Below are 9,859 nucleotides of genomic sequence, written 5' to 3' on the forward strand. Positions count from 1 at the left end.
GGGGCGGGGGTGACTACGCCATCGTGACCGCGCTCGAGTTCGACCTGCACCCGGCGCCCTCGCTTTACGGCGGGCGCGTGTTGTGGCCGGTCGACCGGGCGGCGGCCGTGCTCGACGTCTATCGCGAGGTGACCGCGTCCGCGCCCGACGAGCTGACCGTGTGGTTCGACATGATGAACTTCCCGGGCGCGCCGCCCATGGTGGCAATCAGCACCACCTACCTGGGCGAAGCGGGCGAGGCGCAGGAGCTGTTGCGCCCCTTCGAAAAACTCGACGGCCCGATCGCCGACACACGTGCCGTGCTTGAGGCGGCGGCGCTGGGCGGCATCATGGGCGAGCCGACCGACCCCAGCCAGGGGCTTACCCGCTCCGAGCTGCTGACCGGGCTGGGCGAGCCGCATCCGCAGCGGGGCGGGGCGCTCGCCAGGGGGCAGAGTGGTGCGCTGACCGAGCCGCTGGGGCCGCTGTTCGGCACGCAGCTGCGCCACCTGGGCGGCGCGCTGCGCGAGCGGTTCGCCGAGGAGTTCTACCTGTACATGTTCGGCGTGCCGACGAGCCCGGAGGTGGCGGGCGCGGTGCGAGCCCGCATGGATGCGATGACGGCCGCGCTTGGCGACTTGGTGACCGGGCGCAAGCCATTCACCGGCCTCGCAGCGGGCGAGTCCGCCGCGGCCGCACTGTCCACTGCGGACCTCTCCCGCCTGCGCTACCTCAAGCGTGCGCGCGACCCGCACGGCGTGTTCCGCAGCAATTACCCGGTCTGACGCCAGGCGCTACTGCGAGACCCCCGCCACTGCGGGGGTCTCGTCCATTTGTGCGCGTGTGCAAATCTGCCTCAAACGGGGACTGCGAGGACCACCCCAGCGCCACCCGGCAAACCAATCGACCCGAGGTCGGGGTGAAACCAGGGTTCTGCCCGATCACAAGTAGTGGTCTGCAGGGCATAGCGTGTGCGCGTGGCAATCAATAGCGAGGTGATGCGGCCGGCCGGGATCATCGCGACGCGGTCGCTGACCAAGGTGTATCCGGGCAAGCCCGGGGTGACCGCGCTGGCCGACCTGACGCTCGACGTCGAACCGGGCGTCATCGGCCTGGTCGGCGCGAACGGTGCCGGCAAGTCGACGATGATCAAAATTTTGCTGGGCCTGCTGGGCCCGACCAGCGGCACGGTGCAGGTGCTCGGCCTGGACCCGATGACGTCCGGGGATGAGGTGCGGTCGCGGGTGGGCTACATGCCCGAGCACGACTGCCTGCCGCCCGACATGATCGCCGCCGAGTTCGTGACCCATATGGGGCGGATGAGCGGCCTGCCCCGCACGATCGCCCGCGAGCGGGCGTCCGAGGCGCTGCGCCACGTCGGGCTGTACGAGGAGCGATACCGGCAGATAGGCGGCTATTCGACGGGCATGAAGCAGCGCGTCAAGCTGGCCCAGGCGCTGGTGCACGACCCCGATCTGCTCCTGCTCGACGAGCCGACCAACGGCCTGGACCCGGCCGGCCGCGAGGCGATGCTTGCCCTGATCCACCGGATCGGCGACGAGTTCGGCATCTCGGTGGTGGTGTGCTCGCACCTGCTGGGTGAGGTCGAGCGGATCTGCGACTCCCTCGTCGCGCTCGACGCCGGGCGGCTGCTGCGCGCCGACCGGATCGAGTCGATGACGACGGGCCTGGACGTGCTCGCGATCGAGGTGGGCGAGGGCACCGACGATTTGGCGAAGGCCCTGGGCGATCTGGGCTTGGGCGTGCGCCGCGAGGGCCGCGCGGTGCTCGTCTCACTGTCCGATGAGGACACCTACGATGTCGTGCTGCGTACCGTGGCGGAACTCGATTTGCCCTTGCACCGCCTGGATCAGCGCCGTCACCGGGTGGCCGAACTGTTCGCGACCAAGGAGGCCGTCAATGCCGGCTGAGAGTGTCATCCACGACATCGGGTATCAGCGCTACACCGGGCCCAGGCTCGGCCGCGCCTACGCGACCCGCTCGCTGTTCGTTCACGGGCTGCGCGCCGCGTTCGGCCTGGGCCGCAGCGCCAAGGCCAAAATCTTCCCGTGGACCGTGGCCGGCCTGATCGGCGTGATCGCCCTGATTTTCGCGGTGGCCGCGGCGCAGGGCGAGGAGGTCAGCTACCAGGACCTGCCGCAGGTGGCCAGCGTCCTGATCCTGGTCTTCCTGGCGGTGGTCGCCCCGGAGCTGGTGTCGCGCGATCTGCGTAACAAGACATTGCCGCTGTACTTCTCGCGCCCGATCCACCGCCGCGACTATGCCCTGGCCAAGCTCGCGTCGCTGACGTGCGCGGTGTGGCTGATCCTCGCCGGCCCGCTGACCCTGATTTTCGCCGCGGGCGCCTTCGGCGGTGGGGACGTTTGGACCGACGTTCGTGGCCTGTTGAGTGGGTACGCGGTCGCCGCCTTCTACGCCGTCATCTTCAGCGCGCTCGCGCTTCTCATCGCGTCGATTGCGAGTCGCCGCGCCATCGCGGCGGGAGCCATCGCGGCCGTGTTCCTTGTGACGCTGCCGGTGGTCGGGGTGCTGATGGAGGTCGGTGAAGGGACGGTCGAGCAACTCGCGCCGCTGGGCAGCCCCGTCATGCTGCCCGAGGGCATCCGCACGTGGGTGTTCCACACGGGCGAGCTGGAAATCGGCGGGTTCGGCCCGCTCTATGGCGCGGTCGGGGTGCTGCTTCCCCTGGCGTGCGCGCTGCTTCTGCTCCTGCGCTACCGGAAGGTCTCGCTATGACCACTTTGGACCTGACCGGCGTGTCCCGCTGGTACGGCAATGTCGTGGCCGTCAACGACATCACGATGAGCCTCGGCCCGGGGGTGACCGGTCTGCTGGGCCCGAACGGCGCGGGAAAGACCACCCTGCTTCACATGATGGCCGGATTCCTTGCGCCTTCACGGGGTTCTGTGACCCTTGATGCGGTACCCACCTGGGGTCAGCCGGAAATCTATCGTCGGCTGGGCCTGGTCAGCGAGCGCGAGGCGGCGCACGGTTTCCTGACCGGCTGGGAGTTCGTGCATGCCAGCGCCAAGCTGCACGGGCTGGCCGATCCGCGCGCCCAGGCCAAGCGCGCCTTGGAACTGGTCGAGATGACCGAGGCGCAGGATCGCCGGCTGAGCACCTACTCCAAGGGCATGCGCCAACGCGTGCGGGTCGCGGCCGCGCTCGTGCACGACCCGGCCGTGCTCCTGCTCGACGAGCCGTTCAACGGCATGGACCCGAGGCAGCGCATGCACATGATGTCGCTGCTGCACGACCTGGGCGAGCAGGGGCGCACGGTCCTGTTCAGCTCGCACATCCTGGAGGAGGTGGAGCAGGTCTCCGGCACCGTGCAGGTGATCGTGGCGGGCCGGCTCGCCGCCAGTGGCGACTTCCGCACGATCCGGCGACTGATGACGCACCGCCCGCACGTGTTCGCCATCCAGTCCAATGACGACCGTCGGCTGGCGGTCGCGCTCATGGGCCTGCCCTCGGTGGCGGGGGTCGGGCTGGGCAAGGAGGGCCTGACCGTGCACGCGGGCGACTACGGCAGCTTCACCCGTGAGTTGCCCAGAATCGCGCTGTCGCAGGGGATCCGGGTCCGCCGGCTCATCCCGTCCGACGAGTCGCTCGAAAGCGTCTTCTCCTATCTGGTCACGGCGTAGGGAGCCCCATGATGAACACCACCATCGCCTGGATCACCGCGCGGGGATTGTTCGGCCGGCGCAGGTTCTTGTTGCTTCTGCCATTGCCCGTGATTCTCGTCGGGATGGCGGGGCTCGGCTGGGCCATCGGACAGTCCGCCGATCTGGCCGGCCCGGTGCTCGTCGGCATCGGAGTCGCGGTCGTGCTGCCGGTCATCGCGCTCATCGTCGGCACGGCTGTGCTCGGGTCCGAAATCGACGACGGCACCATCGTGCACATTCTCACCAAGCCCATCCCGCGCTGGAAAATCGTGCTGTCCAAACTGGCCGTCGCGTTTGGAGTGTCGGGGGCCGTGGTGGCCGCGGCGATGTTCGTCGCGGGCACGATCGTCGACGGCGTGCGGTTCGGGCTGGCGTTCGCGGCGGCGAGCGCGGTCGGGGCACTCGCCTACAGCGCGCTGTTTTTGCTGCTGAGCCTGTTGACGCGGCGGCCCGTGCTGATCGGGCTGATGTACGTGATGATCTGGGAGGGGTTGCTGGGAAACTTCGTCTCGGGGACGAAAGTGCTTTCGGTGCAACAATATGTGGTCTCGCTCGCCGATCGCTGGGCCGCCACGGAGCTTGTCACCGGTACCGTATCAATGGGGGTGGCGGTGACAATGTCTGCGGTCTTCACGGTGGTGGGCACGTGGCTGGCCATCAACCGGCTGCGCCTGTTCTCGGTCGCGGGCGAGACCAGCTGACAGCTCACCAACGCAGCGGCAGCGACGCGATGAGCTCGTCGAGCTGCTCGGCGATGACCTGGTGATCGCGCACGGACGGGTGCCAGTGGCAGCCCATGTAGTCCAGGCCCGTGTAGTGCCAATGGCGCACCCGGTCATCGCCGCTGTCGTCGCGTTCCCGCACGATCCGGCGGGTGAGGTCGGAGAGCACGGCAGTGTTGGACCGCATCAACCAGGCCAAAGCCCCCGGGCCGGTCGCTCGGGGGCTGTTGCCGATTTGCTGCCACTGCTGATGAAGGCGGCGATGCGGCCGGAGAAGACCATCGGCCCGGAGCGGCGTCATCGCATCGATGGGAATGCGCGGCTATGACCGTACCAAATAATATTCTCCATAGTCCGCGTTGTTGACGATCACGAGACCGTAGGTCCGTGACGGCACACCGGCGGGCACGGAGATGACGATGGACTCGTCGGCCGAACCCGGGTTGGCCGACGAGGCAACCGCTTGCGCGCGGGTGCGTCCCCACGTGGTCTTGTCGGCGGACGAGTCGACGAGGAACAGGTCGGCGCTCCCACTCAGCACGCCCAGCCGGATCGTCGCGGTCGTCCCGGCCGCCACGAACACGTCCCGCACGACCGCCGGAGTGCCGCGCAGCGCAAGGGTTTGCGACGTCCCGGTGGCCAGCGGCTTGCCACCGGTCGAGTATTCGGCGTTGAACGTGCCGTGCACACTGGAGCGTTTGCGGAACATCTTGGCATACAACTGTTTTTCGGTCGTGGTCGACGACCAGGCCCGGTTGCCGTCCAGCGCGACGAAGTCCACCAGACCCGCCTCCTGGAAGCTCGCACCCACGACCCTCTCATCCGGGCAGTCGTAGACGAGCAAGTCGTAGTCTGCTCCGGCGAGTGGCCGGATCGCCATCACCGACCAGTGAGGCTGTTGCACGCCAAGGCTTCGCGTCGTGCCCTCGTTACGCCCGCCGATCGGTCCAATCTGGACGAGCTGGTCGTCGAACTGGATGGGCGGCGGAGGCGCGGGCGGCATGACATAGCGGCACTCCGGGTCGGCGGCGATCGCGGGAGCCGGGACGGTCAGCGGCGCAACCGCGGTCGACACGATGGCGAGCGAGGCGAGCAGCATGCGATTCATGGAAGACTCCTTAGCAGGTGTTCGAGCCCCGCGCGCAGGGCCTTGTCGGGAAGATGTCCAAACCCGACCACCGGAGTCGGATCGGCGACACCGAATTCGTCCAGCGTCCGGCACCGGATCGGCAGTCCGGCGGCGCTCGTGCGGAGCAGGGCCGCGCCGGGCTCCGCCGCGATGACCAGGTCTCCCAACACGTCCCGGACGATGGCGAGCTTGCCCGCGTAAAGCTCGCCCAGCCGGCGCGTCTGACGGGCGAGCACACCGGTGGTGAGCAGGTGCGTGACGGCGAGCTGGGTGAGCTCCGGCGGCTGCGCCCCGCGGGCGGCGGCACCCGCCGCCAGGCACGGCGCGAAACCCTTGGGCACCAAGGCGTAGCCCAGTTTGAGGGTGGGCGTCAGCAACTCGCCGAAGCCGCCGACGATTATCGTGTACGGGTCGAGCGGCACCGGGCGTGGGCGCGGCACCGCGTCGCGTGCGACCTCGACGACCACGCCGCCACGCGAACGCGCCCAGTCGTACATCTGATTGCGGCGCAACAGGGACATGGCTGTCCCCAGTGGACGGTTGCCGTCGGGGCAGCACACGATCGCCCCGACATCGGGCGTTAGTTCGCGCACCGCAACGGGAATCGGGCACGCGTCCGCGCGCAGCAGGGCCGGGCTGATCGGCCGCTCCATCGCGATCCGCGCACCGAGCGCCTCGATGATCAATGACAGTCCTATTTGGGTACCGGTCGTGACCACGACCTCGTGTGCGGCCGTGCTGATGCCACGCGTCCGGTTGAGGTGCTCGGTGATCGCGTCGCGCAGCGGCTCCAGCCCGCGCGGGGGTGGCGCCTCGCCGCTCGGCACGTGATAGCTCGCCTGCCGCCACGCCGCCCGCCACGCCCGGATCGGGAACGCTTCACCGCACAGCAGACCCGGGCGCAGGTCGAGCCGGGCCGGTTGGGGTCTTTCTGCCGGTGCGGCGGGATCGGCGTTGGGTCCGGCCCGGCGCACGAAGGTCCCGGACCCTGGACGGCTCTCAAGGTACCCCCTCGAAAACAGGTCTTCGAAGGACTCCGAAGCCACTCCACGGGACACGCCGAGCAGCTCGGCCAAGGTTCGGGTGGACGGGATGCGGGCGCCCGGCCGGATCGCGCCCGAGTCGATCGCCGCCGCTATCTGGTCGGCGATCTGCTCGTGCAACGGCTGGGTGGCATCCCGTCGCAATGTTATCGGGAACGTGAGGACCTCGCGGTAACGCATGCCCTCGTTTGTAGGGCGCGCGTGTTGTGGAGGTGTTGTGGGCCGGTCAGGGCCCATATTCGACGGTGAGTGGATCTGGTGATCAGCCTCCGCACCGCCCGTCGAACACGTCGGTGCGGCCGTCGCCGTTGAAGTCACCCTTCTCGGACACGTGCAGACTCGCCAGCGGGCAACCGCTGGTGGCGAGCGCGATCCAGCTCGTCCGGCCGCCGGACGAGTAGCGCCACTGCCCGTTGGCGGTGGTGAACACGTCGGTGCGCCCGTCTGCGTCGAAGTCGCCGAACCGCATGGACGAGACGGCGTCACCGGACGAGGCCAGCGTCTGCCAGCTGCCCGCGCCACCCGGCGAGTACCGCCACTGCCCGTCATAGTTGCTGAAGACGTCGGTGCGGCCGTCGCCGTCGAAGTCGCCGAACCCGAGATCGGTGATGGCCAGGCCGGAGTTCGCCAGCGGGATCCAGCTGGAGCTGCCCGCCGCCGAGTAGTACCACCGGCCGCCGCTCGTGCGGAACACGTCGGTGCGGCCGTCGCCGTCGAAGTCGCCGAAGCGCAGCGAGGTCAGAGCATCACCGGATGTGGCGAGCGGCTGCCAGCTCGACAGCCCGCCGGACGAGAACTGCCACTGGCCGTTGGCGGTGGTGAACACGTCGGTGCGGCCGTCACCGTCGAAGTCGCCGAAGCGCAGCCCCGACACGCGGGCCGACGACGCGGCCAGCGGGACGAACGCGCCCGTGCCGCCGGGGGAGTAGTACCAGCGCGCGCCGGTCGCGCGGAACACGTCGGTGCGGCCATCGCCGTCGAAGTCGCCGAACCCGACCTCCGACACGTCGAATGTGTAGTGCGCGAGCGGTGCCCAGCCGGCGGCCCCGCCGGAGGAGAACCGCCACGCGATGCGGCGCCCGGTCTGGTGGCACGCCCCCGTCGTGGTGCCGTAGGTGTTGGAGCCGATGAACAGGTTGCCGGTAAAGAGCCTCTGCTGCACGGCCGTGCCGGAGGTGCTGTGGGCGAAGCAGTTGCCCGACACCCACGCGCCCGTCTGCGGCCGCCCGCGGATGACGACCGCGGTCTGGGCGTTGGACCGGAAGCTGTTGTGCTTGATGTGTATGACGTCGCCGGCGTAGGGCGCGCCGTTGCCGAGCGCCTCGTCTTCGCCGTGCATGTCGAACCCGTGCGACAGCGCGTTGTCGGTGACCAGGTTGAAGCGAGCGTCATAGCGGGAGGTGCGCAGGCCGTTGCCCGCGATGGCGTGGCGGTTCTGGGTGAACGTGTTGTCCTCGATCACCGCGCTGGTGTGGTTGACCAGAACGACGCCGTAGCCGAGCCCGGTGCGGCGGTTGTGGTGGACATAGTTGGCGCGCACCCGGCCCTCGATGGTGTCGCCCAGATACACGGCCGCGTGCGACCAGCCGAACAGCTCGTTGTTGTCCACCAGCAGGTCCGACGCGCCGACGGCCTCCACTCCGCGCGAGTTGTCATACTGGTAGGCGTTGTCGCGGATCTGCTGATCGGGACCGCGCAGCCGCAGCCCGGTGACACGCACCCCGGCGCCGCGCACCGCGAACTGGGCCCATGTCTCAGACTGCCCGAGGTCAAGCTCGGTGTTGTAGAGCAGCGCACCCGGCGACCCGGCCTGCCCACGGTCACTGGCCAGCGTCACACCGGCCGGGATGAGAATCCGCTTCTCTCCCGTGAGATCGATTGATGCCGTTCCTCGCACGAACACCGTGTCGCCCGGTGCCGCACCGGCAAGCGCCGCCAACAGCTCGGCCTTGGTGCCCACCACCACCGTGGCGGCCACACCGGGCGCGGCGACAGCATGTGCGCTTACGGGGCTGAAAACTCCGAGAATCGTTGTCAGGGCAGCGGCCAGCTTCATTGCCGTGGTTCCCTTCATCGACGACCATAACATTAAGATCGGCCGCCATCATGCCACAGCCACCACCCATGGCGCAGAGCTGAAGTCTTGGGTCGTGGGTGCCGTCGCGCTTGTGATGCGCTGCGCCGGGAGTCGCCAAGAACGAAAGTGGTCAAACGCAGCGACGGATAGGCGACCCGCGAGGTGTTCGGGCGTCACCGCGACCGGGGCGTTGCGCAAGCCGCGGGTCGAGAGGGTCACCCGGCAGGTTTGACCGTCCACGGCAGGGTCGCGGTCTCGACGCCGTCGAGGTCGCGGGGGTCGATGGTCCAGGCGCCCGCGAGCTCGAAGACCGCCTCCTCGTCGGGCCGCCAGGCGTCGGGGCCGTCGTCGTGGAGGTGGCGCAGGTCGAGCTCCTCCTCGGCGGTCTCGCCGATGTCGACCAGGACCTCATCACGCTCGCCGAGATAGGCGTAGACGCGGGCGACCTGGCCCTCGGCCGCGGCCGCCCATCCGTGCAGCTCCACCACCCGGTGTGTGCAGAAGTAGTACACCGGGTTGGCGATCCGCCCGCTCAAACCGCCGAGCCACTGGACAAACGCCGGCTGCCCGATCGGCGGGCCCAGCCTGGTGGACGCGACCAGGGTCCAGCCGTCGATCGGCGGCGTGAACAGCCAGCCGTTGCCGTAGGCGTTGGCGACGGCGTCCGCCCAGGCGCCGGGCGTGAGCGGACCGACCTGCAACGCCTTGGCCAGGAGCGACGCGTCGGTGTCGGGTACGGCCAGCCACTTGAGCTTGACCCCGAAGCCCTGCGCCAGATGGGACATGCCGCGATCTTACTCAGCCGGTGTGGAGCACGCGGTAGGTGAAGGTATAGCCGTTCGAGCGCACGGCGGTGATCGCCAGCCGGTACCACGTGCCCTTGGTCGAGAACACGCACAGGATGCTCCCGGCGGACAGGCCCGTCACGGTGCGGTCCGGCGTTTCGGTGCAGCCCTTGCTCAGCCGTTTCTCGGTGTCTCCGGCGCGCATCCCGCCCGAGACCGCTACGACGTCGAACTCGGTGCTGATCAGCGCCGGTCCGTCGCTCAGCCGGCCGGAGTCGACGTCCAACCCCTGGTGTGTGGCCAGCGTCGCAGCCGTCTCGGGCGAGCGCGCGGGCGTGGTCGTGCCGGGGCGGGCCGTGGTCGGCGGCGGTGCGCTGGGCAGGGCCGCGGTGGGCAGGGCTGACGGCGGCTGCTCGGGCTGGACGCTCGGCAGGGTGG

Annotated in this window: 10 protein-coding genes and 1 pseudogene; 5 read left to right on the top strand and 6 right to left on the bottom strand. The window is 69.2% G+C overall.

The window, feature by feature from the left end:
- From DM816_RS36645 to DM816_RS36665, 5 genes are all read left to right on the top strand, one after another.
- Window positions 1-764, top strand: a 764-nt coding sequence (locus tag DM816_RS36645) for an FAD-binding oxidoreductase (protein ID WP_483964169.1), incomplete at its 5' end; no start/stop codon positions are given.
- Window positions 765-977: 213 nt separating this feature from the next.
- Complete coding sequence (locus DM816_RS36650) at window positions 978-1,910, top strand: ABC transporter ATP-binding protein (RefSeq protein WP_117215103.1); 933 nt, start codon at window positions 978-980, stop codon at window positions 1,908-1,910.
- The gene (locus DM816_RS36655) at window positions 1,900-2,736 is read left to right on the top strand and encodes an ABC transporter permease (protein WP_117215104.1); all 837 of its coding nucleotides are present in this window, start codon (window positions 1,900-1,902) and stop codon (window positions 2,734-2,736) included. The genes DM816_RS36650 and DM816_RS36655 overlap by 11 nt, the downstream gene beginning before the upstream one ends.
- Window positions 2,733-3,644, top strand: a complete 912-nt coding sequence (locus tag DM816_RS36660) for an ABC transporter ATP-binding protein (RefSeq protein WP_117215105.1) — start codon at window positions 2,733-2,735, stop codon at window positions 3,642-3,644. Before DM816_RS36655 ends, DM816_RS36660 begins: the two co-directional genes overlap by 4 nt.
- An 11-nt stretch (window positions 3,645-3,655) precedes the next feature.
- The gene (locus DM816_RS36665; protein ID WP_117215111.1) at window positions 3,656-4,366 is read left to right on the top strand and encodes an ABC transporter permease subunit; all 711 of its coding nucleotides are present in this window, start codon (window positions 3,656-3,658) and stop codon (window positions 4,364-4,366) included.
- A 4-nt stretch (window positions 4,367-4,370) separates the two neighbouring features.
- On the opposite strand, the gene DM816_RS43180 is transcribed toward DM816_RS36665, so the two are convergent.
- The 6 genes and pseudogenes from DM816_RS43180 to DM816_RS36695 form a co-directional block, all read right to left on the bottom strand.
- Window positions 4,371-4,574, bottom strand: a complete 204-nt coding sequence (locus tag DM816_RS43180; RefSeq protein WP_162908195.1) for a hypothetical protein — start codon at window positions 4,572-4,574, stop codon at window positions 4,371-4,373.
- 135 nt (window positions 4,575-4,709) lie between these two features.
- Entirely contained in the window at window positions 4,710-5,495 is a 786-nt protein-coding gene (locus DM816_RS36675) for a hypothetical protein (RefSeq protein WP_162908196.1), read from the bottom strand.
- Entirely contained in the window at window positions 5,492-6,739 is a 1,248-nt protein-coding gene (locus DM816_RS36680; RefSeq protein ID WP_162908197.1) for an aminotransferase-like domain-containing protein, read from the bottom strand. Before DM816_RS36680 ends, DM816_RS36675 begins: the two co-directional genes overlap by 4 nt.
- 82 nt (window positions 6,740-6,821) lie before the next feature.
- Entirely contained in the window at window positions 6,822-8,633 is a 1,812-nt protein-coding gene (locus DM816_RS36685; protein ID WP_162908198.1) for an FG-GAP-like repeat-containing protein, read from the bottom strand.
- 218 nt (window positions 8,634-8,851) lie between these two features.
- Window positions 8,852-9,421, bottom strand: coding sequence for a hypothetical protein (locus DM816_RS36690; RefSeq protein ID WP_117215110.1), 570 nt, complete (start codon window positions 9,419-9,421; stop codon window positions 8,852-8,854).
- Window positions 9,422-9,434: 13 nt separating this feature from the next.
- Window positions 9,435-9,859 (bottom strand): annotated as a pseudogene (locus tag DM816_RS36695) (hypothetical protein); the annotation flags it as partial.

The sequence above is a fragment of the Allorhizocola rhizosphaerae genome (assembly GCF_003426775.1).
Classification (GTDB): Bacteria; Actinomycetota; Actinomycetes; order Mycobacteriales; family Micromonosporaceae; genus Allorhizocola; species Allorhizocola rhizosphaerae.

What these genes read in the sequence shown, in the direction of transcription:
- DM816_RS43180 (WP_162908195.1), bottom strand. Translation starts at nt 4,574, where the DNA reads ATGCGGTCCAACACTGCCGTGCTCTCCGACCTCACCCGCCGGATCGTG.
- DM816_RS36685 (WP_162908198.1), bottom strand. Translation starts at nt 8,633, where the DNA reads ATGAAGGGAACCACGGCAATGAAGCTGGCCGCTGCCCTGACAACGATT.
- DM816_RS36680 (WP_162908197.1), bottom strand. Translation starts at nt 6,739, where the DNA reads ATGCGTTACCGCGAGGTCCTCACGTTCCCGATAACATTGCGACGGGAT.
- DM816_RS36650 (WP_117215103.1), top strand. Translation starts at nt 978, where the DNA reads ATGCGGCCGGCCGGGATCATCGCGACGCGGTCGCTGACCAAGGTGTAT.
- DM816_RS36665 (WP_117215111.1), top strand. Translation starts at nt 3,656, where the DNA reads ATGAACACCACCATCGCCTGGATCACCGCGCGGGGATTGTTCGGCCGG.
- DM816_RS36655 (WP_117215104.1), top strand. Translation starts at nt 1,900, where the DNA reads ATGCCGGCTGAGAGTGTCATCCACGACATCGGGTATCAGCGCTACACC.
- DM816_RS36660 (WP_117215105.1), top strand. Translation starts at nt 2,733, where the DNA reads ATGACCACTTTGGACCTGACCGGCGTGTCCCGCTGGTACGGCAATGTC.
- DM816_RS36690 (WP_117215110.1), bottom strand. Translation starts at nt 9,421, where the DNA reads ATGTCCCATCTGGCGCAGGGCTTCGGGGTCAAGCTCAAGTGGCTGGCC.
- DM816_RS36675 (WP_162908196.1), bottom strand. Translation starts at nt 5,495, where the DNA reads ATGAATCGCATGCTGCTCGCCTCGCTCGCCATCGTGTCGACCGCGGTT.